Origin of the sequence: Mycoplana dimorpha (assembly GCF_003046475.1) — a bacterium.
Lineage (GTDB): Bacteria > Pseudomonadota > Alphaproteobacteria > Rhizobiales > Rhizobiaceae > Mycoplana > Mycoplana dimorpha.
This window is the reverse complement of the sequence record NZ_PZZZ01000002.1, coordinates 207,339-231,153: the sequence shown is the minus strand read 5'-3', so window position 1 is coordinate 231,153 and position 23,815 is coordinate 207,339. Positions and strand designations below refer to the sequence as shown.

Here is a 23,815-nt window from a genome sequence, read left to right as displayed (position 1 = left end):
CCCATATTTCAGTGCCACGTCATCTCTTCGAAGGCCGCATTGACGATCGTTCCGCGGTCCCCCTGGACAATTGCGGCTATATCGGCCAGGGCGCCGATCGCCGCCGACTTGCCGGTCTTGCTGGCGAAGCGGCACGCCGCCTCGACCTTCGGCCCCATGGATCCGGCCGGAAAGCTGTGACCGCCGATCGATGCCGGGTTGGCGCGATGGATGGCCTTCTGCTCCGGCTTGCCCCAGTCGGTGAAGACGGCCTGGGCGTCGGTCGCCATGATGAACAGGTCCGCATCGAGCTCCCGCGCCAGCAGTTCCGAGCAGAAGTCCTTGTCGATCACCGCCTCGACGCCCACGAGCAAGCGCTCCTTGCCTTTCTCGTACAGGGTCGGGATACCCCCGCCGCCGGCACAGATCACGATCGTCCCCTTCTCGAGCAGCCACTTCACCGGCCGGATCTCGAAGATCCGCTTCGGCATCGGCGATGGCACGACGCGGCGCCACTTGTCTCCGTCCTGCTTGAAAATCCACTGCTTCTCGGCCGCCAGCCGGTCGGCGTCGGGTTTGGCGTAGACGGGGCCGACGAACTTGGTCGGATTGGCGAAGCCGGGATCGTCGCCGTCGACTTCGACCATGGTCAGCAGCGTGGCGAAGGGTACTTCGAAGGGCAGGAGGTTGCCGAGTTCCTGCTCGAGCATGTAGCCGATCATTCCCTCCGTCTCGGCGCCGAGCACGTCGAGCGGGTAGGCTTCGTCCGGCTTGTAGGCGGCGCCCTGCAGCGCCAGCAGGCCGACCTGGGGCCCGTTGCCATGGGTGATCACCACCTGATGTTCCTTGGTGATGGGAGCGATCGCCATGGCGGCATCGCGGATATTGCGGCGCTGCGTCTCTGCGGTCATCGGTTCGCCGCGCTTCAGGAGCGCATTCCCGCCCAAAGCAATCACAATGCGCATGGTCAGTCTCCCAGTGTCGCGACGAGCAGCGCCTTGATCGTGTGCAGGCGGTTTTCGGCCTGCTCGAAGGCAATATTGGCCTCCGACTCGAACACCTCGTTCGTGACCTCCAGCCCGTCCGACATGCCGTAGTCCGCAGCGATCTGCTTGCCGACCACGGTTTCGGTGTCGTGGAATGCGGGCAGGCAATGCATGAATTTCACTTGGGCGTTGCCGCTCGCCTTCATCAGCGCCGCGTTGACCTGGTAGGGCGTCAACAGATTGATGCGCTCCTTCCAGACCTCCTTAGGCTCGCCCATCGAAACCCAGACATCGGTGTGGATGAAATCGACGCCCTTGACGGCCTCGGCCGGGTCCTCGGTGACCATCACGCGGGCGCCGGACTTTTCAGCCAGGCCCTCGGCAATCTTGCGATATTCGTCGGCCGGCCAGAGCGACTTCGGCCCGCAGATCCGGACATCCATGCCCATCAGGCAGCCGACGATCAGCAGCGAGTGCCCCATGTTGGAACGGGTGTCGCCGACATAGGCGTACTTGATGTCGGCGATCGGCTTGTCGCTGAACTCGCGCATCGTCATCACGTCGGCCAGCATCTGCGTGGGATGGTATTCGTCGGTCAGGCCGTTGTAGACGGGAACGCCGGCGTACTTGGCGAGCGTCTCGACGCCTGCCTGTGCCGAACCGCGATACTCGATGGCGTCATACATGCGACCAAGCACCCGGGCGGTGTCCTTGAAGGATTCCTTGTGGCCGATCTGCGAGCCCGCCGGATCCAGGTAGGTCACGTTGGCGCCCTGGTCGGAGCAGGCGACCTCGAAGGCGCAGCGCGTGCGGGTCGAGGTCTTTTCGAAGATCAGGCAGATCTCCTTGCCCTCCAGATGCTTCTGTTCCGTGCGCGCATACTTGGCCCGCTTCAGGTCGCGGGCGAGATCGAGAAGGAAGCGGAACTCGCGCGGCGTGTAGTCCTGCACCGTGAGAAGCGAGCGGTTGCGAAGATTGAGGCTCATGATGCTGCTCCAAACCTTTGAACGTTGGGGTCGCCGTCTTCAGGCGGGTTCGCGCCAGATCGGGCAGGTCATGCAGTGCCCGCCGCCGCGGCCGCGGCCGAGTTCGGAGCCGCGGATGGTGATCACCTCGACGCCCGCCTTGCGAAGAAGCGTGTTGGTGTAGGTGTTGCGGTCGTAGGCGACGACCACGCCAGGCTCGATCGCCACGACATTGTTGCCGTCGTCCCATTGCTCGCGCTCCGCCTCGTAGGCGTTGCCGCCGGTGGCGACGGTCCGCAGCTTCTGAACGCCGAGCGCTTCGGCAACGACCTCCAGCATGTGCTTTGATTCGGGGCGGACCTCGAACGCGCCGTCATCCGACACCGGATGGACGCTGTAGCAGCGGATCTGGTCGACGACGTCGGCGAACAGGGTGACAACATCGCGGTCGCAGAAACTGAACACCGTATCGAGATGCATTGCTGCGCGGCTCTTCGGCATCAGGCAGGCAATCACGCGCGTGGCCGCCTTGGCCTTGAAAAGCGCCTGCGCCACCTGGCCGACCGCCTGATAGGTGGTGCGTTCGCCCATCCCGACCAGCACGACGCCGTTGCCGATCGGCATGACGTCACCGCCTTCCATCGTCGCATTGGCGAACTGTTCGTCGGAATCGCCCCACCATATGCGGAAATCGCCACCCTTGAAGTCCGGGTGGAACTTGTAGACCGCCCGCTGGACGAGGGTTTCGGCGCGGCGCGCCGGCCAGAACATCGGATTGCAGGTCACGCCGCCGTAGATCCAGCAGGAAGGGTCACGCTGGAACAGCGTGTTGGGAATCGGCGGAATGACGAACTCGGGCGCGCCGAGCGCCTCCAGCATCAATCCCTTGCCACGCATTTCCGGCAGATCGGAAACCGCAATCCCGCCGATCAGGAAGGCGGCGAGGTTCTGGGCCGGCATTTCGTCCAGCCATGGCCGCATTGCCTCGGCGATCTGGATGCCGAGGACATTGGGCACGATACGGCGGTCGAGGACAAAGCGGCGCGCCTCGGCGTCGGCCAGCGTCTCGGCAAGCAGATCATGGAGCTCGAGCACCTCGACGCCGCGCTCCTGCATCTTCAGCACGAAATCGTAGTGATCCTTCTGAGCCTCGTGAACCCAGATCACGTCGTCGAACAGAAGGTCGTGGCAATTGCCCGGCGTCAACCTCTGATGGGCCAGGGACGGCCTGCAGACCATCACCGTTCTCAGTTTGCCGACTTCCGAATGGACCCCGAAACTGCGCATTGTCGAACCTCCACGGCAGCAAACATGCAAATCGGGCGGTGGCGCCTAAAGCGGAGTGATCGTCCCCGTCCACATGAGATAGACGGCGAGCACGGCCAGCAGGCCGATACCCGCCGCAATGAAAAGTTCCTTGCCGACGAAGGCCGGCTCGCCGTGTTCCCTCCGAGCCCACGCGTAGACCAGGATGCCGGGGGCAAAGAGCACCGAGCACATCAGCAGGTAGCTGAGCCCCGCGGCATAGACCAGCCAGAGGCCGTAGAGGGTGGCGATCAGGCCGATCCAGAGATCACGCCGACGCACCCGGTCGTCTGCGCCGCCGTAGGTTTCGCCGGAAAGCGCCAGCTTGAACGCGTAGGCCCCGGAGAACACGTAAGGCGGCAGGATCGCGACCGACGCGATGAAATAGAAGAACTGGTAGGCGCTCTTTGAGAAGAAGCTGAGCACCAGGAACACCTGAATGAGGATGTTCGTCGCCCAGAGCGCGTTGACCGGCGAGCCATTCGGGTTCTCCGCCGCGAACCACTTGGGAAAGGTCCCGTCCCGCCCGCAAGTGAACGGGATCTCCGCGCAAAGCAGGGTCCAGGACAAGAACGCGCCGCCGACCGAGATCATCAGTCCCAGGTTAACCAGCGAGGCGCCCCACCGTCCGACCAGGGGTTCCAGCACGCCCGCCATCGAAGGCACCTTCAGCCCGGCGAGTTCCGGCTGGCTGAGGATGCCGGTCGACAGGAGCGACACCAGGACATAGATGCCGAGCGCGCCGAGGAAGCCGATGACGGTGGCGCGGCCCACATCCGACCGCCGCGCCGCACGGGCCGAGTAGACGCTCGCCCCCTCGATGCCGATGAACACCCACAGCGTGACCAGCATGGTGCTCTTGACTTGATCGAGGATGCTGCCGAGCCCGGGGCCTCCTTCACCCGTCGCACTACGTCCCCAATCGAAGGTGAACCTGTTCCAATTGAAGGCGATGATCGCAATCACGATGAACAGGAACAGCGGAACCAGCTTGGCGATGGTGGTGACGATGTTGACGAACGCGGCCTGCTTGATTCCCTTCAGGACAAGGGCGTGAATCAGCCACAGACAGAGCGAGGCACCCACGATCGAGGGGAGGTTGTTCCCGTCACCGAAGGCAGGCACGAAGAAAGAAAGCGCAGAGAAGATGGCGACGGCGTAGGCGACATTGCCGAGAAAGGCGCTCAACCAGTAACCCCAGGCGCTGTTGAAGCCGATGAAGGGACCGAAGCCCGCCTTGGCATAGGCATAGGGGCCGGCGTTCAGGTCGGGCTTGCGGTTGGCCAGCGACTGGTACACCAGGGCCAGCATCAGCATGCCGAGGCCGGTGATCGTCCAGCCGATAAGGATGGCGCCCGCAGAGGCAGCGCGCGACATGTCAGACGGCAGGTTGAAGACGCCGCCACCGATCATCGAGCCGACAACGAGGGCCGTCAGCGGCAACAAGCTGAGCTTGTCGGAGGGTTCCTCCGCCACAAAGACATGCTCTTGTGCGATAGCCATTGGCGTTCCGATCGAGCCTGTGTCCCATCCAATCACCACTTTGCAACGCCTTTGGCCCTGGCGGACGTAACTTACCGGATGCTACGCGGAAAGGCTGTTTCCGCATTGGCGGCTGCGTGGCCGATCGCCCGCGTTGCCGGCGAAGCAGGGGCAAACCAGAATGATCGACGCCACTGCCGAACGCGTAAGACCTTGCAGGCGCAAGGGATTGCCGGGAAGTCATGTGGCGTTGAGCTGCACTTTCCCGCACCCTCGCCGTCCATCATCCGCACGGCATTTCAGCGTGGCAGATCACGTTTCAGTGTGGCGCATGCAGCAGACGAAAATCCCGTCCGGAGAAAAATCTTGATGCGCACTAGTCCCCGGTACTGCTGATTTATTGAAAGCGACCCTGCAGGCGTGGCATTATCAAGGCGCATCGATGCACCGCATTGGCGTTTGCTCCTCAGACGATCGAAACCGATCTGGAGGTGTGCCATGTCCTTCCAGGATCGCACCGAGGCCGGCAGGATGCTCGGCCAAGCGCTTCAGGAATACTCCGGTGCCGCGGTTATCGTATATGCTCTGCCGCGAGGGGGGCTGCCGGTTGCAGTAGAGATCGCGAAGGCGCTGCAGGCGCCTCTCGACCTTGCACTTGTGCGCAAGGTCGGCATTCCCTCCTATCCCGAATTGGCGATGGGCGCGGTCATCGATGGACAGACGCCGGCCATCGTCCGCAATGAGGAGGTGATCCGCGCCACTGGAATCACCGAGCCCCTGTTTCAGAAATGCTGCCAGCGCGAGCTGGAGGAAATCCGCCGGCGCCGGCGCCTCTATCTCGGAGACCGGGCTGACCGGGATCTCGCCGGAAAGACGGTCATCATTGTCGATGACGGCCTGGCGACCGGCGCGACTGCCCGCGCCGCAGTCGCCGGCCTGCGCAAGCGGCATCCCCGGAAGATCGTGCTCGCGGTCCCGGTTGCAAGCGTCGAAGCGCTGGACACATTGCGCAAGGAGGCCGACGCTGTCGTTTGCCTCGAGGTGCCTGCGGACTTCCGTGCCGTCGGACAGTATTATCGGCAATTCCCTCAGCTTTCCGACGAGAATGTGCTGGATGCCCTTGAAGAGGTGAAGGCCCTGAACGGCCCAGGTCCTGAAGCACCGCAACGAGACTGAACCTGCGGAGGCGCCCATGCCTTTCACCATCACCTCGCCCGCCTTTGAAAACGGCGGAACCATTCCCAGGCTCTACACGTGCGAAGGCCAGGATATTTCTCCGCCCCTTGCGTGGGCGGATGTCCCGGCGGGAACAAAGAGCCTTGCCCTGATCGTCGATGACCCGGATGCGCCTGATCCGGCGCATCCGAAGACGACATGGGTGCACTGGGTCGTCTTCAACCTGCCCGCCGACCTGCCAGGCCTGCCGGAGGCAACCACTCACCTGCCATCAGGGGCCGAGGCAGGCAGGAACGGGTGGGATCGCAAGGCGTACGGCGGTCCTTGTCCTCCGATCGGGACGCATCGCTACTTCTTCAAGCTCTATGCGCTGAATGAACGGCTCAAGGTGTCGCCGGCGGCCGGCAAGGACCAGATCGTAGCGACGATGCACAACCATATCATCGCCAATACGGAGCTCGTTGGTACGTATCGCAAGGCGGGGAAGTGACATGGCCAGTCTGACAGGACCGGTGTCGCAACGGGCGCCAATGAAAAGCGTTAATTGGGGTCAGGGCACCAGTACCGCCGCGCCGCTGATCCGGCCTGCCCTCAGTTCCGCGAGCGCCTCGTTGGCCTGATCGAGCGGAAATGTCGTCGTCCGTGTCCGGACGCCCGCCCGCCGCGCGACCGGAAAGAACTCCTCGGCATCCTTGCGGGTCAGGTTGGCGACCGAGACGAGCTCCCGCTCTTCCCAGAGGATCGAATAGGGCATGGCCGGGATGTCGCTCATGTGAATGCCGCCGCATACCACGCGCCCGCCCTTGCGAACGACACGCAGCGCAACCGGCACAAGGCCGCCCACCGGCGCGAAGATGATCGCCGCGTCGAGGGGTTGCGGCGGCGTTTCGTCCGATCCGCCCGCCCAGACCGCCCCCAGTTCCTTGGCGAAGCGTTGCGCGTCCACATCGCCTGGCCGCGTAAAGGCAAAAGTCTCCCGGCCCTGCGAGCTGCAGACCTGGGCGATGATGTGGGCGGCAGCGCCAAAGCCGTAGATGCCGATGCGCCGCGCCTCCCCGGCCCTCTTCAGCGAACGCCAGCCTATCAGGCCGGCGCAGAGCAGCGGCGCCAACGCGACCGGATCGGCCCGCGGGTCGAGATCAAAGGCAAAGCCGGCATCCGCCACCACGTGCGTCGCGAACCCGCCATCCCGGGTGTAGCCCGTAAACAGTGGTGCATCGCAAAGGTTCTCGGCGCCGGAACGGCAGTAGGCGCAGCGCCCGCAGGTATGCCCCAACCACGGCACGCCGACGCGACAGCCAAGCCGCGCCACGCCCACCCCCGCTCCGACGCCATCGACGATGCCGACGATCTCATGGCCCGGCACCAGGGGCAGCTTGGGCTGGTCGAGGTCGCCGTCCACCACGTGCAGGTCCGTGCGGCAGACCGCACAGGCTTCGACGCGCATCCGCATCTCGCCCGCCGCGGGCTGCGGGTCCGGCCGCTCCTCTTCTACCAGGGGCGTTCGGACCTTTCGAAGAACCATCGCCCTCATTGTAGCCTCGATTCAAATCCCGCCGACGCAACACTCACTGCAGGATCAATGGCAGACAAGCATCGGAACGGATGGCGGTTGTTTCAGCATCTCCCTGGTCACGCCGCCAAAGATCCATTCACGCAGCCGCGAATGGCCATAGGCGCCCATGACGATCATGCCGGCCGCAACATCCATGGCGTGCTGCTTCAATACCGCGGCAACCGGCCGCTGGCCGCTGGACAGCAGGTCCACGGTGACGTTGATACCGTGCCTGGCAAGAAAGCTGGCAATGTCCGCGCCGGGTTCTTCTCCATTGGCACCTTCTGATGCATCGGGATCGACGAGGGTGACACGCACTTCTCTGGCGGCCTTCATCAGATCGATCGCGTGTCTGGCGGCGCGCGAGGCTTCCAGGCTGGAGTTCCATGCCAGGACGATCACCTCGGGATCGACACGGACCGGCATGTCGGACGGAGCGAGAAGAACCGGCGCCGGCGAGCGGAATAGACCACCCTCCAGCACGCTGGTCCGCACCCTGCGCTCGTCCGGCAGGCCGGCGCCGACAAGCAGAAGGTCGGCATATTGCGCATGAGCGCCGACCTCGCCGTCGGCCAATGCGAGCTCGCAATATGTCGAGGTCACGTCATGGGAAACCTCGGATGCGCCGAGGACGGATGATACGTGCGCCACTCTCTCCGACAGGGCCTTCATGTCGAGCTGGCGCTCCTCGTTCCATGCTTCGGACACCACGGCAGCGTATTCGCCGATCGGAGGCGGCGCTGCGGTGGCCATCACCAGCACCGACAGATGGGCCCCGGTGGAATTGCAGAGGGCGATGGCAGCCTTCAGGTCCGCGTCGCCTTCACCCGGCGCAGTCACATACAGAACGGTCTTCCAGCTCATCGCGATGTTCCCTCCATTGTGCCGCCTTCATCTGCGGGAGGCGGCGTGTCCCTGAAACATGTCTCAACTGCGGCGTTCAGCGCTGATCTCGACATCCTCCTGGATCAGTTCCTCAAAAGCCGGTCGACCATCGAACGCGGATCTTTGACAATCCGGAGCCCCACCGATCTCGGAGCCGCGCCAGTTCTCACAGTATATCCTGCGCACCATGCTTGGAAAAAGATTGGTGTATTCTAGCCCATGTGGGCATCCCATCCTTGATGCGCATCAATGCCGCCGCGCCCGGCTTACGCCACCATTCATCGCATCCGCGGCCTTCCGATCTGCGACCCTGAGCAACGCCAACCGGAACTTGGCCGAGGCGACCTGCAGCGGGCAAAAGCAAGCACCGCGGCCCCGTTTGACAAAGATAATCCCCCCGCGTGCCCGCCGGCCAGGTTCAGCTCAGGCGCGCCATAGCTGGCGCATCGGCGACCGGGGGACGGATGCTTCATCCGAGGCGCCGCATGAAACGGTCCGCCGAGCCGTCTGACATTTGCAGATCGCGTTTGCCGCATCGAATCCGCGAAAAATGGAGGAAGCAATGTCGTTCAAGACCATTCTCACCGTCATGGGCGCCTCGCAAAGCGATCGGGATCTGAGGACTGCCACGGAGATGTGCAGCGAGGTCGGCGCTCATCTCAGCATCTTCATCGTTGCGATGGCACCCACCCCCACCGGGCGCTACGAGACCTTGGCACCGGCCTGGCTTGAGCATCGGGACCGGTGCATCGAGGATCTCGCCACACTAGTCGCACAGGTCGCGACCCAGCTCGCTTCTACCGGACTATCCTTTGACGTTGAGAGTATCTTTTCGGAGCTGGCGGGGGTGGCCTACGATATCGGCGAGCGCGCCCTTTACGCCGACCTGGTGCTGATCGGTCCGGCTACATACGAGGATGACGACCTGAAGCGTCAGATCGTTCTCGGGGGGCTGTTCCAATCCAGGCGGCCGCTCCTCCTCTGTGCGCCGGGCAGGGCAGCGACCTTGAAACCGAAGACCGTTCTGCTTGCCTGGGATTCTCGACCGCAGGCGGCCGCTGCCGTCCGCGACGCGTTGGAGATCATGAAAGGAGCGAGCGCTGTTCATGTCACCATGATCGACCCCGTCTCCACGCCGAGAGCCAGCGGGGAAGAGCCGGGCGCAGATGTTGCCGTCTACCTGGCACGCCACGGTATCGAGGTTACGCTTGACGTTCTGCCGAGTACCGGCCGACCTGTCGCCGCGGTGCTCCAGAAACACGCCCTGGAAATCGGCGCCGACCTGATCGTCATGGGTGCTTACGGGCATTCGAGACTGCGAGAATTCGTCTTTGGCGGCGCCACGCGCACGATGCTGGACGAAACCAAGGTCCCGGTTCTGATGGCCCATTGAACGGGTCGTCCGGCAAAGGCGCGAATGCGGCGATCAAGTAGTACTCGCCCCCGGCTGCACAGAAGCTTTGAAGCAGGCGCGGTTCCGATCGCTCATCAACCGCGCCAACCTTTTTTGTGGCGACGGAGGGAATCGAAGCGGAAGTCCTCGACGGCCGCGCGTAGCATCAGCAATTCGCCTATCGTCTCCCGATTCATCAGGCCGACCAGCCGCTTGTTGCGGTCGACCACGGCTGCGGCCGGCGCGCCTGCGGCTTGCATGATGCGGAGACTTTCGTCGATCGGCGTATCTCCCGCAATGAGGGGAATGTCAGTCCGCATCACGCCACGGACGGACGTTTGCGGCCCGCTCTCCTTCATCGCGCCGATGATGCCGTCGCGGGTCAGCAGGCCCTCGATTACCCCATCCGGGCCGACAACCGGAAACTCGTTTTGGCTGGTCGCGAGCAGGAGTGCGACCGCCTCGTCGATGCTCGCCGAACCGCCGAGCACGGAGAATTCGGTCAACATGACGTCGCCAACTGCCACCTGTTTGGAGATTGCCTGCAAATCGCTGCCTTGCGCCTCTGCCTGTGCCGCGAGGAAGACGAAAACCGCGATCAGGATGAGGAGCGGATTGTAGAACAGGCCGGCGATGCCCATCGCCAAGGCGACCCCCTGCCCGATCCTTGCCGCAACCTTCGTGGCATGCGCCCAGGACCAGTGCATGGCCAGCAACGCCCGCAGCACACGGCCGCCATCCATCGGGAAAGCCGGTATCAGGTTGAACAGGACGAGAAAAATGTTCACGCCGGCCAGTCGGACCATGAAGTCGAGGCCGGGGTCCTGCGGCGTCGTCAGCTGCTCCCAGCCGACGACGCCGCCGATAGCTGTGACGAGCAGAGCCGCGATCACCACATTGACGAGCGGGCCGGCAACCGCGATCAGCAACTCCTCGAGCGGTTTGCTCGGGTTGCGCTCCAGCCGCGCCACGCCGCCAATCGGCAGGAGGATGATATCGGGCGTCCTGATACCAAATCGGCGCGCGGCGGCAATGTGCCCGAACTCATGCAGAACGACACATCCGAACACGCAGATGATAAAGGCGATGCCCTCCCAGGCGGCCGGCGCCCCGCCGATCCGATAATGCATGAACCAGATCCAGATCAGCAGCAGCACGAACGTCATATGTAAACGGATGGCGGTTCCGGCGACGGTTCCAAGCTTGACGGACCATTCCATTGCTTCTCACCTTGCAGCCCCGGCGCCACCGGCGAAGATCATTCTTGCCGGATGAAGACCGACCGTAGCTCAAGTGTGGCTTGACCTCTGCCTTACGTCAAACCGGCAATCTGCACCGGCCCGGAAAACGGCCGCGCAGTCCGCCCGGATGCTCGTTGTCAAACATTGAAACTGAGCAACTGGTGAGCAAGACCGACCAAGGTCCCGGATGGCGATCGGAAAAACCTTTCTGCCTTGATCCTCGCCCGGAGGGTGTCGCCATCGCCGGGCGGCAGCCCCTTCACCCGAGCCGGTCGAATGAATGCGACCGGGCCGGGCGTGGGCAGGTTCAGGGTGACATCTCCAAGTACTTCACTTACGTTCATTTCTCCAGGTCTTGAGCCATCGCGAGGTGGTGCTGCAGGGTCGGGAGCGTGTTTGCAGCCCAAGCTTTCAGATCCTGATTGTCGCCGCCGTCGGCATAGCGCTTGAAGAGATCGACGGCATCCTTGTGTGCCTTGACCTGGTCGTCCTGATATCGCTTCACGAAATCCGACCTTTGGAGTTGCTTCAGGTTGTCCAGCTTGCTCTTCTGATCGTCGGACATGGCCGACGCGGGGGTAGCCTTAACTTTGCCGTCTTTGATGAGTTGCTGCAGTTCCGTCGTGGTTTTCTGATGGTCCTGCACCATTTCCTGTGCGAAATCCTTGGTTGCGCCATCGGCTCGCTCCAGCGCGAGATTGCTCGATGCGATCTCGAACATATCGCTCATGGAAGCCTCGTTCACGAAGTCTTGCGTGCTTGGCGCCACTCCCAGCAAAGAGTTCACACCGGTTTTCTCGGTGGCAGATTGCGCCAATGCGGATGTTGCCGCCATCATGACGGCGACCGCCAAACCTATCTGTCGCATCGCTCTCTCCTTTGAAAACCCGTCGAACAAAGGAGCCCAGAGCTTGTTCCCGCCGCGCTCGAAGGCAAGCCGGTTGGGCCGGTCCGCTTCGGGGGCATGATCGGGAAGAACGACATGCCTCCGGACGCTGATGTAACTCTGCGGTCTCGGAACTTAATCTGCGCAACAATGTTAATGTAGCTGTTCATCCCGCCGTCGCAGGAGGAGGGCATGACCGAGAAGCCGCGCGCTGAGCCGAGGATCGGCTTCGATAGTGGCCCCGCCGGAGGGTGGGGGTCGGCGAAGTCGGTCACCGGGATTGTCCTTCGCGAACATATACCGCTATCCGGTCCCTCGCTGCTGCTCCAGCAGAACAAGCCCGACGGCTACATGTGTGTGAGCTGTGCCTGGGCGAAGCCCGCCAAAACCCATCCCCTGGAATTCTGCGAGAGCGGCGCCAAGGCGACGGCCTGGGAGATCACCAACCGTCGCACGGACGAGGCCTTCTTTGCCGCACACACGTTGCGCGAACTGGAGGGATGGCTGGATCACAATCTTGAGGAACAGGGCCGCCTGACCCGGCCGATGCGCTGGGATCCCGCTTCCGACAAGTACGTGCCGGTCACCTGGGAAACGGCCTTCGAAGAGATCGGCCGAGAGCTGCGGCAGCTGGATCCCGCGACCGTCGAATTCTACACATCCGGCCGCGCCTCCCTCGAGGCCGCCTACATGTACCAGCTGTTCGCGCGCATTTACGGCAGCAACAACCTGCCGGATTCTTCCAACATGTGCCACGAAAGCTCGTCCGTCGGCCTGCCGGAGAGCATCGGTGCGACGGTCGGCACCGCAGTCCTCTCCGACTTCGAAAACTGCGATTGCATCTTCTATATCGCCCAGAACGTCGCGACATCCTCGCCGAGGATGCTGCATGATCTACAGGACGCAGTCGATCGGGGCGTGAAGATCGTTACCTTCAATCTGCTGCGCGAGCCGGGGCTGGAGCGTTTCGTCAATCCGCAGGCGCCGGGCCAGATGCTGACCGGCAAGGAGACGCCGATCTCCAGCGAATACTACCAGGTCAGGAACGGCGGAGACGTGGCCGCGCTGTTCGGCGTCTGCAAGGCCCTGATCGAGGCCGACGACGCGAAGAGTGCAGTTCACGCTACAAACGTGTCGGGCTCCGACGCGGAGCCGAAGGACGAAAGTGCCGCTGCCGTCGCCTTCGCGGCCTCCATGGCCGCAGCCGACAAGAAACACGTCCTCGACCACGATTTCATTGCCGAGCACACGGCGGGCTTCGAAGAGTTCGCCGCTGCAGCGCGGGCTCATACCTGGGACGAGCTGGAGCGGGTTTCTGGCCTGACGCGGCGGCAGATGACGCAGGCCGCCCGCACCTATGCGGCGTCGGACGCGGTGCTGCTGATCTACGGCATGGGACTGACGCAGCACGTCATGGGCGTCCAGAATGTCCAGATGGTGGCCAACCTGGCGCTGCTGCGTGGCAATATCGGCAAGCCGGGCGCCAACATCTGCGCCGTCCGCGGCCACTCCAACGTGCAGGGCCAGAGAACGGTCGGCATCACCGAAAAGGCGTCCCTCGTGCCGCTCGACAAGCTGGCCGAGCTCTATCAATTCGAACCGCCCCGCTGGGAGGGCCATTCGACGGTCGATGCGTGCGAGGCGATCCTGAAGGGCGAAACACGCGGCTTCGTCAGCCTCGGCGGCAATTTCGTGCGGGCAATCCCCGACACGGAGGCGATGGAGGCTGCCTGGCAGACACTTCGCCTGACCGTGCAGATCGCAACGAAGCTCAACCGCAGCCACCTGATCCATGGCGAGGTAGCCTACCTGCTCCCCTGCCTTGGCCGGCTGGAAATCGACCAGCAGGCGACCGGACCGCAAGCGGTTTCCATCGAGAGTTCGGTGGCGCATTTCCACGGATCGCGGGGCCGTGCCGCCCCCGCCAGCCCTCATCTTCTCTCCGAGCCGGCGATCATCGCCGGAATGGCAAAGGCCACGCTGACCCGTGGCGCCGTGCCATGGGACCAGTGGGTGGCCGATTACTCTCGGATAAGGGATGCCATCGAGCGTACCTATCCGGAAACCTTGAAGGCGTTCAACGAACGGCTTTTCCAGCCGGGTGGTATCCCGCGGCCTGTGCCGGCGCGGGAGCGGAAGTGGGTCACCTCCAACAAGAAGGCCAATTTCATCACGCCGCCGCGGCTGTTTCCGGACTTCGGCGAAGGAGCAGTCGCGGATGGTGTGCTCAACCTCGCGACGCTGCGTTCGAACGACCAGTTCAACACGACGATCTATGGTTACACCGACCGCTACCGCGGCGTCGACGGAACGCGCCAGGTGGTCTTCGTCAATGAAGCAGATATTGCGCGGCTCGGTTTTGCACCCGGCGATCTCGTCGACCTGACGACGGCGATCGATCCGCAGACGGAGCGCCAGGTGCGCGGCTTCCGCCTCGTCGCCTACGACATCCCCGAAGGCTGTTGCGCGGCCTATTACCCGGAGGCCAATCCACTGTTTCCGCTCTCTCATCATGACCCGAAGGCCAAGACGCCGTCATACAAGCTCTTGCCGATCCGCTTCAGTCGCTCGCATACTGTACCCATCCAATAGGCGTCGCATCAGAATGGCGGGTAGGCCATGGACAGCGTTGCGCCGGTGAAGATGCTGACCGTGCTCGGTGCGATCTGCCTCGTCGCTATCGCCGCGGTTATCGGCTGGGCAAGAGAGCCCCGGCAATACCGCGCCGATCCCCCGGTCTCTGCTGCACTCGACCAGTTGCGGCTCATGCCGGACGGTATCGGCGGCACGTCGCCCGAGGTCTACTTCGCAATGGGAAAGCCCTACGAGAGCACGGGGTTCGACCTCAGCCAGGGCAAGCGGCTCTATTCGTGGTTCGGCTGCTCGCAATGTCATGGGGACGGGCGGGGCGGCAAAGGTCCGTCCTTCATCGACGGCTGGTGGCTCTATGGCCCTTCCATGGTGTCAATCGTTGCCTCGATCCGCAACGGGCGGCCGCACGGCATGCCTGCCTTCAAGGACAAGATGACGAGCGACCAGATCTGGCAGCTGGCCGGATACGTCAGGTCGATGGGCGCCTATTCCGCCAGCGTGGTGGCGCCGAGCCGCAACGATGACAAGACCAGCCGGCCGGCGGAAAATCGTGCGCCGGCCGCCATATTGTTCGATGAAGGGCCGATCCCGGTCCATCCTAAGCAGGGGCCGTCACCTTGATGAAGGCCGCGGTCGTCATCATCATCGCCGCCTTGCTTGCCGGATGCGGCGGCAACCAGTCCGCGCTCGATCCGCACGGCGCATCGTCTGTGGCGCTGAAGGACCTGATCGTCCTCTTCGCGCTCATCTGTTCCGTCATCTGGCTGCTCGTCACCGGCTTTCTCCTCTGGGCGGTGATGCGCCGCCGGGCGGAGGCGCGCCGCGACCCGGCGGCGGAGCGAAGGATGACTGTGGCGGTCAGGGCATCGATGACAGCCACCGTGGTCATCGTCGCCGGGCTGACGGTGGCAAGCTTCCATACGACCCAGAGCCTGCACAGCGGCGCGGACGCGCCCGTGTTCGTCAGCGTCAAGGGACAGCAGTGGTGGTGGCAGTTCACCTACAGGGACGGAAACCAGGCGCCGCTGTTCCAGACCGCCAACGAGATCCACATTCCGGTTGGCAAGGACGTCCGCCTCGAACTGGAATCGATCGACGTCATCCACTCGCTGTGGATCCCCAGCCTCGCCGGCAAGCTGGACCTGATCCCCGGCCGCAAGAACGTCCTGACGCTGCGGGCCGATCGGCCGGGAACCTATCGCGGCCAATGCGCCGAATTCTGCGGATTGCAGCATGGCCACATGGCCCTCCTGGTGATCGCGCAGGACGACAGCAGTTACCGGCAGTGGGTGGCGGCGCAGGCCGCGCCGGCCGCAGAGCCGTCCGACGCGGAAGCCGCGGCCGGCAAGGCGGTGTTCATGAGCAAGCCTTGCGCAGCCTGCCACACCGTTCGTGGAACGCCGGCCACCGGCTCGTCGGGCCCGGACCTGACGCATGTCGGCGGACGACAGACCATCGGCGCCGGCCTGCTTGAGACGACGCGGGGCTCGCTTGCCGCCTGGATCGCCGATCCCCAGACGTTGAAGCCGGGTAACAACATGCCGCTCGTGCCGCTGACCGGCGAGGAGTTGCGGCAGCTTTCCGCTTACATGGAAGGCTTGCGATGATGCGGGATCGCGACACACAGGAGCCGCTTGACGTCGATCTCGACGATGCCGAACTGGCGGCGAAACTCGAAAAGACCTGGGCTTCCCGCCCCGGCTTCTGGGGGGCGATCGCCACCGTCGATCACAAGGTCATCGCGCGTCGCTACGTTGTCACGGCCTTCGTCTTCCTGATTCTCGGCGGCCTGCTGGCGATGGCGATGCGCCTGCAGCTCTCCCGCCCCGAGGCGTGCTTCATCGGCCCGGACCGCTACAACCAGATCTTCACCATGCACGGCTCGAACATGATGTTTTTGTTCGCGGTGCCGGTCATGGAGGCCATGGCGGTCTATCTCGTGCCGCTGATGGTCGGCACCCGCAACATCGCCTTTCCGCGGCTCAACGCCTTCTCCTACTGGATATTCCTGTTCGGCGGCCTCCTGCTCTGGCTGTCCTTCGCGCTCGACACGGGCCCGGACGTCGGCTGGTTCGCCTACGTTCCGCTGTCCGGCCCGCAGTATGCGCCCGGCAAGCGCGCCGATCTCTGGGCGCAGATGATCACCTTCACCGAGCTCGCGGCACTCGCCGTGGCGGTGGAAATCGTGGTCACGGTGTTCAAGCAGCGGGCGCCGGGCATGTCGCTCGATCGCATTCCGGTACTGGTCTGGGCAATGCTGGTGATGTCCTTTCTCGTCATCATGGCAATGCCGGCGATCATGGTCGCAAGTTCGACGCTGATCCTCGACCGGCTGGTCGGAACCCAGTTCTACAACCCGGCGCTCGGCGGGGACGCGCTGCTCTGGCAGCATCTGTTCTGGTTCTTCGGGCACCCCGAGGTCTACATCATCTTCCTTCCCGCCGTCGGGATGGTGTCGACCATCCTGCCGAGCTTCGTCGGGCGGCCACTCTTCGGTTATCTGCTGCTGGTGATGGCGCTGATCGCCACCGGCGTGCTCTCCTTCGGGCTGTGGGTGCACCACATGTTCGTGGTCGGGCTTCCGCGCGTCGGCGAAAGCTTTTTCACCGCGTCGAGCATGGCCATTGCGGTGCCGGCAGGCGTGCAGATCTTCTGCTGGCTGGCAACCCTTTGGGCCGGGCGGCCGGTCTTCCGCACGCCGCTCCTGTTCGTGCTGGGTTTCATCGTCACCTTCGTCATCGGCGGCCTGACCGGCGTCATGGTGGCCTCGGTTCCCCTCGACAGCCAGGTGCACGACACCTATTTCGTCGTCGCCCACTTCCACTATGTCCTGATTGGGGGCGCCGTGTTCCCGCTGATCGGCGCGGTGTACTTCTGGTTCCCGAAGATGACCGGGCGGATGATGAGCGAACGGCTTGGACGTTGGGCGTTCGGGCTCATCTTCACCGGCTTTCACCTCACCTTCTTTCCGATGCACATCCTCGGGCTCTGGGGCATGCCGCGGCGCGTCTATACCTATCAGCCGGAGCTGCCCTGGGCCGGTCTCAACCTGTTCATCAGCCTGAGCTCCGTTATTCTGGCGGCCGGGTTCCTGGTGTTCTTCATCGACGCGCTGCGCAGCTGGAAAAACGGACTGCCGGCCGGCCCCAATCCGTGGAAGGCATCGACGCTCGAATGGGCGACCTCCTCGCCTCCGCCCGCCTACAACTTCCGCCGCATCCCCGTTGTCGGCAGCCGGGACCCTCTTTGGTCGGAGGCCGCTGACCTGCCGGTCGCGGCGGGGATGCGAACCCATCGTCGCGAACTTCTGGTCACCAGCATGGTTGAAGCCTTGCCACAGGCGAGAGAGTCGTCGCCGAGCGATTCCGTCTGGCCGTTCTGGACGGCGATCGCCACCGCGATCATGCTGATCTGGTCGATCTTCTCGCCCTGGGCGGTCGTATGGGGATCCATCCCCATTGCCGTCGCCCTGATCGGCTGGTTCTGGCCGAAGGGAACACCGGAGGACGAGTCGTGAGGGATAACGTCATACTGGACGTCTCCAAGCTGCCGCTCCACGGCATGGGCATGGTGAGTCCCACATGGTGGGGGACATGCGCGTTCATGCTGATCGAGGGCACCGGCTTCGCGCTGGTGATCGCGGTGTACTTTTATCTGATGAGTCTGGCGCCGCACTGGCCCATCGACGCGCCGCCGCCCGATCTGTGGGCGGGAACGTGGGTAACGGCCATCCTCCTCGCCAGCGTCGTCCCGAATATCCTCATCTCGCGGTGGGCCGAGCGGAGGCAGTTGCGGCGCGTGCAGGTCGGCCTGATCGTGATGACGCTCTTCGGGATCGCGCCGCTGGTCTTCCGCATCTTCGAGTTCCCGGCGCTTCACCTGACCTGGGACCACAACGGCTACGGATCGATCGTTTGGACCATGCTCGGCCTGCATACGACCCACATCCTGACCGACGTCGTCGATACGATCGTCCTGGCGGTACTGATGTTCTCACGCCATGCGGACAATACCCGCCGCTACGGCGACGTGCAGGACAATGCGATGTACTGGAATTTCGTCGTCGTCACCTGGTTGCCGCTCTACGCCTGCATCTACTGGGTCCCGCGCCTATGAACTTTGCGCTTGCACGATATGCGGGGCTGTATGTGCCCCCGGCAGCCTGGGCGATCAACACGCAGCTCGGCCAGATCCTGCCATATGGCGATTGCAGCGCGGGAGCAGGCTGGACCGCGGTTGCAGCTTTCACTGCGGCAGCGTTCGCGGCGGCCGGCGCATTGTTGTCGCGACGGGGTGCTGTGGTGACCGCGTCACGCACCGCGTTGTTCCTGAGCCGGATGTCTTTCCTGCTCGGCCTGTGCTTCGCGTTCGCACTCCTCATGCAGGGGGCAGCCACCGTGCTGATAAGTCCATGCCTGTATTGATCGCCATCTGCCTGCTGATCCTTGAGGCGCCCGCTGCGGCAGCGCACGGCAACGAAGGCCACGATGCCCTTCGATGGACATTCGATCCCTGGATCCTCGCTCCGCTCGTCACGATCGCCGTTTTCCATGCGCTGGGCTCGATCCGGCTATCGCGTCGGCGTCATGGTTTCCCGCCCTGGACGATCCGGTCGGCCGTCCTGTTCTGGGCCGGCCTTGCAACGCTTGCGGTCGCGCTCGTCTCGCCTCTGCATGATCTTGGCGAGCACCTGTTCAGCGTCCACATGGTCGAGCACGAATTGATCATGGCGCTGGCCGCGCCGCTTCTGGTGCTGGCGAGGCCGGTCGCCCTTTTGCTGTGGGGCCTGCCTGGGGCAGTTCGCCGGCGCGTCGGAAGCGGGCTTGCCAGCCGCGGCGTCCGGCTGGCGTGGCAGACCTTGACGATCCCGGTCGTCGCGGCAGTGCTGCATGGCCTGGCGATCTGGGTCTGGCATGCGCCGGCGCTGTTCGATGCGACGGTCAGCGATGTCCTGCTGCACCGCCTGCAGCACCTGAGCTTTTTCCTGACCGGACTTCTGTTCTGGTGGGCGGTGATCTGGCGCTGCAGCCGTGGCGCCTCCGCCTGGCTCCTGTTCGTCACGATGCTGCATACGAGCATCCTTGGCGCGCTGATCGCGGTTGCGCCGAGCGTGCTATACCTCGCCCAGACCCGATACGCCGGCGAATGGGGCCTGACCGCGCTGGAGGACCAGCAGCTCGCCGGGGTCATCATGTGGGTCCCGGGCGGCATCGTTTATGCGGGTGCGACGCTGTGGTTCCTCGCCACCTGGATTCAAGGCGCAAGCAAGGGAGGCGAGGATGCCCACCGTTTCCGCCTGGTATAGAATTGCGGGCGTTGTGCTGATCGGGGTGGCCTCGATGCTCGTCGCCGTTATCGTCTATTCGGCCAAGGAGCGGTCGAAACACCAGGCGATGGCCATGGCGATGACGGGTGGCGATCCCGCGCTGGCCCCACCCATCTTTCGCCGCTATGGCTGCGGCGGCTGCCACACCATCCCCGGCATACCGGGAGCCGACGGCAAAGTTGGCCCGCCGCTGCAAGGGCTTTCGCAACGCGTTTATATCGGGGGCGTGGCGAACAATTCGGCCGAAAACCTGGTTGCCTGGATCGTCATGCCGCAACAATTCTCTCCGAATTGCGCAATGCCGGCGACGGGCGTCAGCGCAGCCGAGGCGCGACATCTGGCGGCCTACCTTTACGCCCACTGATCAAGGGTGCGGGGTCGGCCGCGGCGGCAGCGACTTGATGTAGCGGGCAATCGCCTCCCGGTCGCTGCGCGGCAACTTGGCCGTGTTCGTCACGACATCCGACATCGACGAGCCGACCCGGCCGTGGTTCGGGGTCTGCCCGGTCTCGAGCAACCTGACGATATCGCCCTCCGACCAGCCGCCGATCCGGCTTGGCGTGATGTTGGGAATGAAGCCGGTGCCCTCCGGATCGGGTCCGCCTGCGAAACGGGTGGAGGGCTTGATCGCGCCGAGCAGATTGCGCGTCGAATGGCACTCGGCGCAGTGTGCGAGCGTTTCCACGAGATAGCCGCCGCGGTCATGGACAGGCTCGCCGGTGACTACAGCTTCCGACTGCCCTTCCTTGAAGAACAGCAGCTTCCAGAATGCCAGACCGCGCCGGAAGCGAAACAGGAGCGGCAAATCGTGCGGCGGCGGGCGCCCCGGCACGGGCTGCAATGTCCGCAGATAGGCGTAGACGTCCCGCACGTCGGCGAGCGTCATGCCGGTATAGTTGGTATAGGGAAAGACCGGATAATAGTGCTGGCGATCGGGGGAGACGCCGGCGATCAGCGCATTGGCCAGGTCGGATGGCGACCAGGAGCCGATGCCGTCGACCGGGTCGGGGGAAATGTTCGGCACCCTGAACGTGCCGAATGGCGACGCCAGCGCCTGGCCGCCGCCGAGCTTCAGGCGATCCGGTTGCCCCGGGGTGGCATGACAGGAGGCGCAATCTCCGGCGGCGAAAACCAGTGCGCCCTTGGCCGGATCACCGCCGTTCAGGCGCGCGTCACCCGGCATGAAGCGCGGGACGGCCTGCGTGACCTTCCAAAGGCCCAGACCCAACAATGCTGCGACGAGCAACCCGCCGAACAGCAACCAGAGCGCCCGCGACCAAAATACGCCTGAGCGATTGACCCGCTTGAACGTGATGGTGGACATGGTGGGATGCTTGCCTCTCCTTGCCGCTTCGCCTGAAACGGGTCCTATGCTTGCATAGATAGGGCGCGTAACCATGCCAGGGAGGGCATACGCGACCGGAGGAAACGAGGCTGCATCCGCGAGGTTTTTACAACATCCCCAAACCACCCAGGACGGCCACGAGCAAGAATGCAATCGCGCAGAGGCCCAGCACGATGGCAAGGACCGGAATGCGCGCCTGGAGCGGGTGATTGGCCGGAAAGACCGGCCGCATCGCCGAGCCCTCATCCCCGGAAACCTCTGGGTGCCGGCCGGCGCGCTGGGTGCGGCGAGCGGTTTCGACCTGCTCGGCGGTCATGGGAGTGCCGGCGGCTTCCGCATCCGTTTCAAGAGGCGCAAGGGCCGGGTCGAAGCCCGGTCGCTTGTCGCCCGTCAGACCTGCCTGGATATCGCCGCGGACCTGGGTGGGATTGGACCGACCTGAAGCGACTGTCTTCTTCATCGACTCTCCCGTTCCAGACCCGGGTCTCGCTTGTTTCGCCGCGGCACCTCTGCCCCAATCCCGCTGCTGCGCGAGAGGTGCCGCATAGGTGTGCTCGGTCAGACCTTCGCGGACTGCCCCGTCGTCTTCAACGCCAGGAATTTTTTTGTGACAGCAGCAAGGTTGTCCTCGAGCCAGGCGGCCATCCCTTGCTCTTCCGCCAGGTTGGCCCGCAATGCATCCACCTCCTGTGTGAAGCCGCCGGCATCGGCCACCGTGATCAGCGATCGGTAGGCCGCCATCTCGAAGTTCTCGAAGGCGAAGTTGGCGAACGAGTTCTTCAGAACCTCGTCGCCTGCCATCGTATGGCCCATGGCTGCCATCGCCCCCGTGAACGACAGGGCCACATCCTTCAGAGTGGAATGATCCTCGTCCAGACCGCCCAGAACGTCTTCGATGCGGGCGATCTGACCCTCGGTTTCGCGGATGTGCTGGTTCAGCTTGGCCGCAAGTTCCGGATAGTTCTCGATGCGCTCCAGTTGCGGCTTCATGATCGAGAGTGCCTGACTTTCCATTGCATGGGCATTGCGCAACCCGGTTACGAATACCTCGCGAACGATCTCTTCTGCCATTGGACTTCCTTTCGGTTGGGCTCCGGCGTTGCGAACCTTCGAGAGGCTGTGAGGTTCCCTCCTCTTGGTACCCGGCACTCCTGTTTCGCCGATGCCAACCAGGTTCGGAACGTTTGCCGCATTCGGCCTGTTCGAAGGCTCAGATTGCTGGAGGAAGGCTGATGGGATCGATGGCCGATTATTTCTGGTTGTTTGCTATCGCGGGTGGGGTGCTCATTCTTGGGATAGCACTCGCCTACGGAATCCTGCGCCAAAAGCCGCTCTCGGCATCAGAACGGGACCGGCAAGACAGAGGGGTCCGAAGCCTCTATGGCAACGAGAGCCGATCCGCCGGCGTTCGATCCCCGGCAGCGGCCGATCGGCGCCGGTCGAAGATCGGCCCGCTCGTCTTTGCGCTCGTGTTCGTAGTGATCGGCTGCACCATCGGCTACTATGTGGCTACGCGGTCCACCGTCCCCTCACCTTCGGTCGAGGGTAAGGAAGACCGAAACACGCAACCGGCCGGCCCTGCCGACAAAGGTGCCCTGCCCGGCCAGCAGTAGCTTTTTAAACCAGACGCTGTGTGCCAGGGGGTGCGCTGCCCCCCCGAAAGCGCGCTAAAAACTTTCCTGTCAGCCACTGTCACCCCGGTGCACCAGCTGACGCTGAGTCGGGCTGCGCTCCGTCGACGTGATGGTTAGAAGCCGACGAAAGACAGCCCGACTCTGGCGGGAACGAGAGTTGCGTACCCGCCTGTCCGCATCGACTTACATGCCGTTGACGACGCCGCAGACCTTCCTCATGGACGCGCCGCTTCCGCGTGCGGTGCCCGGAGTTGTGCTGGACGTGGTCTCGTTGCTGACGGCACCTCCGGCACTACTGCCCGTGCCAGTGGTGCTGCCCGAGCCGGCTGAGCCAATTCTCTGGCAGTCGGACCTCACTTGAGCCTGCTCCTGCTGGCTCAACGAGTTCCAATTCTTCCTGATGTCACGGGCCGAGCGGGCAGTGGAGCCGTTTTGATCTTTGAAGAAGGCGCTCCCGATGTTACCGGACCAGCCATTCGGCATCTGCGCGCCCGCGCCCCCCCCGCCAGACCCGGACATGCCGGCCGAACCGCTGCCCATGCTGCCAGCGCTGCCGCCGCTCATTCCTCCAGTGCCGCCCCCGCCGCTGGCGCCGGCGCTGCCGCCGCTCATTCCCCCAGTGCCGCCTCCGCCGCTGGCTGCACCGCCGCCGGCTGAACCGCCGGCTCCCCCACCAGAGCCTCCAGAGCCGCCGCCGCCGCTCTGCGCGAACGCCGCCGTGCCGAGACATACGGCAAGCGCCGTGATTGCAATAATCTTCTTCATCGTCTTCTCCTTGGATAGGCCGCAGTTGTACGGCAGGTTCCGAACCTGTCGCGGCTCGACGGGTTCCACGGAGCCGATACGTTTCTTGGCGCAATTCTCTCGCAGCGCTGCTCAATGCACGCAGTTGGCAACTGCGGCCGATCCATTGCCACTCACAAGCGTGCTGACGCGATTTTCTGAAGAAGCACTTGCCTCCAAGCCGCTCGTCGGAACCAAACAATTGCTACGCTGTTGGGGCGAATTCGGCTTGCTTTGAAGTGTGCTACGATGACTGAAGAAACGGCAATCAATGCCCTGTTC

24 protein-coding genes are annotated in these 23,815 nt (G+C 63.8%); 12 read left to right on the top strand and 12 right to left on the bottom strand.

What is annotated here, in order from left to right; translation table 11 throughout:
• Positions 1-8: 8 nt before the first annotated feature.
• The 4 genes from arcC to arcD are packed head-to-tail and all read right to left on the bottom strand — an operon-like array spanning position 9 to position 4,738.
• A complete protein-coding gene (gene arcC / locus C7449_RS04670; RefSeq protein ID WP_108001632.1) occupies positions 9-944 on the bottom strand; it encodes a carbamate kinase in 936 nt (311 codons plus the stop codon).
• 2 nt (positions 945-946) lie between these two features.
• Entirely contained in the window at positions 947-1,951 is a 1,005-nt protein-coding gene (locus C7449_RS04665) for an ornithine carbamoyltransferase (RefSeq protein ID WP_108001631.1), read from the bottom strand.
• A 39-nt stretch (positions 1,952-1,990) separates the two neighbouring features.
• Positions 1,991-3,217, bottom strand: a complete 1,227-nt coding sequence (arcA, locus tag C7449_RS04660; protein ID WP_108001630.1) for an arginine deiminase — start codon at positions 3,215-3,217, stop codon at positions 1,991-1,993.
• A 45-nt stretch (positions 3,218-3,262) separates the two neighbouring features.
• Positions 3,263-4,738 carry an arginine-ornithine antiporter gene (gene arcD / locus C7449_RS04655; RefSeq protein WP_108001629.1) on the bottom strand — a complete coding sequence of 492 codons (1,476 nt, stop codon included), beginning with the start codon at positions 4,736-4,738 and terminating at the stop codon, positions 3,263-3,265.
• Positions 4,739-5,215: 477 nt separating this feature from the next.
• Here arcD and C7449_RS04650 point away from each other — a divergent pair, with 477 nt between their 5' ends.
• Both C7449_RS04650 and C7449_RS04645 read left to right on the top strand, forming a co-directional pair.
• Complete coding sequence (locus C7449_RS04650) at positions 5,216-5,893, top strand: phosphoribosyltransferase (RefSeq protein WP_108001628.1); 678 nt, start codon at positions 5,216-5,218, stop codon at positions 5,891-5,893.
• 16 nt (positions 5,894-5,909) lie between these two features.
• Positions 5,910-6,383: a YbhB/YbcL family Raf kinase inhibitor-like protein gene (locus C7449_RS04645; RefSeq protein WP_108001627.1), complete on the top strand. Its 474-nt coding sequence runs from the start codon at positions 5,910-5,912 to the stop codon at positions 6,381-6,383.
• 60 nt (positions 6,384-6,443) lie between these two features.
• On the opposite strand, the gene C7449_RS04640 is transcribed toward C7449_RS04645, so the two are convergent.
• Together C7449_RS04640 and C7449_RS04635 are read right to left on the bottom strand one after the other, a co-directional pair.
• Entirely contained in the window at positions 6,444-7,427 is a 984-nt protein-coding gene (locus C7449_RS04640; protein ID WP_108001626.1) for a zinc-dependent alcohol dehydrogenase family protein, read from the bottom strand.
• A gap of 45 nt (positions 7,428-7,472) precedes the next feature.
• Positions 7,473-8,312, bottom strand: a complete 840-nt coding sequence (locus tag C7449_RS04635; RefSeq protein WP_108001625.1) for a universal stress protein — start codon at positions 8,310-8,312, stop codon at positions 7,473-7,475.
• Between the two features lie 583 nt (positions 8,313-8,895).
• On the opposite strand from C7449_RS04635, the gene C7449_RS04630 reads away from it, so the two are divergent.
• On the top strand, positions 8,896-9,726 hold the full coding sequence (locus tag C7449_RS04630; protein ID WP_108001624.1) for a universal stress protein: 831 nt from the start codon (positions 8,896-8,898) through the stop codon (positions 9,724-9,726).
• Positions 9,727-9,821: 95 nt separating this feature from the next.
• On the opposite strand, the gene C7449_RS04625 is transcribed toward C7449_RS04630, so the two are convergent.
• Together C7449_RS04625 and C7449_RS04620 are read right to left on the bottom strand one after the other, a co-directional pair.
• Positions 9,822-10,946 (bottom strand): site-2 protease family protein, encoded by a 1,125-nt coding sequence (locus tag C7449_RS04625; RefSeq protein WP_108001623.1) that lies wholly within the window; start codon positions 10,944-10,946, stop codon positions 9,822-9,824.
• Positions 10,947-11,307: 361 nt separating this feature from the next.
• Positions 11,308-11,835 carry a DUF4142 domain-containing protein gene (locus C7449_RS04620; protein ID WP_108001622.1) on the bottom strand — a complete coding sequence of 176 codons (528 nt, stop codon included), beginning with the start codon at positions 11,833-11,835 and terminating at the stop codon, positions 11,308-11,310.
• A gap of 210 nt (positions 11,836-12,045) precedes the next feature.
• Between C7449_RS04620 and C7449_RS04615 the strand changes: the two genes are divergently transcribed.
• Genes C7449_RS04615 through C7449_RS04580 form a run of 8 tightly spaced genes read left to right on the top strand, consistent with a single transcriptional unit; the run spans position 12,046 to position 20,135 of the window.
• Positions 12,046-14,445 (top strand): FdhF/YdeP family oxidoreductase, encoded by a 2,400-nt coding sequence (locus C7449_RS04615; RefSeq protein WP_108001621.1) that lies wholly within the window; start codon positions 12,046-12,048, stop codon positions 14,443-14,445.
• Positions 14,446-14,496: 51 nt separating this feature from the next.
• Entirely contained in the window at positions 14,497-15,066 is a 570-nt protein-coding gene (locus tag C7449_RS04610) for a c-type cytochrome (protein ID WP_245414306.1), read from the top strand.
• Positions 15,066-16,052, top strand: a complete 987-nt coding sequence (gene coxB / locus C7449_RS04605; protein WP_108001619.1) for a cytochrome c oxidase subunit II — start codon at positions 15,066-15,068, stop codon at positions 16,050-16,052. Before C7449_RS04610 ends, coxB begins: the two co-directional genes overlap by 1 nt.
• Entirely contained in the window at positions 16,049-17,962 is a 1,914-nt protein-coding gene (gene ctaD / locus C7449_RS04600) for a cytochrome c oxidase subunit I (protein WP_108001618.1), read from the top strand. Before coxB ends, ctaD begins: the two co-directional genes overlap by 4 nt.
• Before the next feature lie 44 nt (positions 17,963-18,006).
• Positions 18,007-18,561 carry a cytochrome c oxidase subunit 3 gene (locus C7449_RS04595; RefSeq protein ID WP_374828165.1) on the top strand — a complete coding sequence of 185 codons (555 nt, stop codon included), beginning with the start codon at positions 18,007-18,009 and terminating at the stop codon, positions 18,559-18,561.
• A complete protein-coding gene (locus C7449_RS04590) occupies positions 18,558-18,869 on the top strand; it encodes a hypothetical protein (RefSeq protein WP_108001616.1) in 312 nt (103 codons plus the stop codon). The genes C7449_RS04595 and C7449_RS04590 overlap by 4 nt, the downstream gene beginning before the upstream one ends.
• The gene (locus C7449_RS04585; RefSeq protein WP_108001615.1) at positions 18,857-19,750 is read left to right on the top strand and encodes a cytochrome c oxidase assembly protein; all 894 of its coding nucleotides are present in this window, start codon (positions 18,857-18,859) and stop codon (positions 19,748-19,750) included. The genes C7449_RS04590 and C7449_RS04585 overlap by 13 nt, the downstream gene beginning before the upstream one ends.
• 34 nt (positions 19,751-19,784) lie before the next feature.
• Entirely contained in the window at positions 19,785-20,135 is a 351-nt protein-coding gene (locus C7449_RS04580) for a c-type cytochrome (protein WP_374828164.1), read from the top strand.
• Here the strand turns inward: C7449_RS04580 and C7449_RS04575 are convergent, their stop codons facing one another.
• From C7449_RS04575 to C7449_RS04565, 3 genes are all read right to left on the bottom strand, one after another.
• A complete protein-coding gene (locus tag C7449_RS04575; RefSeq protein WP_245414304.1) occupies positions 20,136-20,954 on the bottom strand; it encodes a c-type cytochrome in 819 nt (272 codons plus the stop codon).
• A gap of 268 nt (positions 20,955-21,222) precedes the next feature.
• Positions 21,223-21,576 (bottom strand): hypothetical protein, encoded by a 354-nt coding sequence (locus tag C7449_RS04570; RefSeq protein WP_108001612.1) that lies wholly within the window; start codon positions 21,574-21,576, stop codon positions 21,223-21,225.
• Between the two features lie 98 nt (positions 21,577-21,674).
• On the bottom strand, positions 21,675-22,187 hold the full coding sequence (locus C7449_RS04565; RefSeq protein WP_108001611.1) for a ferritin-like domain-containing protein: 513 nt from the start codon (positions 22,185-22,187) through the stop codon (positions 21,675-21,677).
• 161 nt (positions 22,188-22,348) lie between these two features.
• On the opposite strand from C7449_RS04565, the gene C7449_RS04560 reads away from it, so the two are divergent.
• Complete coding sequence (locus tag C7449_RS04560) at positions 22,349-22,729, top strand: hypothetical protein (protein ID WP_108001610.1); 381 nt, start codon at positions 22,349-22,351, stop codon at positions 22,727-22,729.
• 204 nt (positions 22,730-22,933) lie between these two features.
• Here the strand turns inward: C7449_RS04560 and C7449_RS04555 are convergent, their stop codons facing one another.
• Positions 22,934-23,515: a hypothetical protein gene (locus C7449_RS04555; protein ID WP_108001609.1), complete on the bottom strand. Its 582-nt coding sequence runs from the start codon at positions 23,513-23,515 to the stop codon at positions 22,934-22,936.
• Between the last annotated feature and the right edge of the window lie 300 nt (positions 23,516-23,815).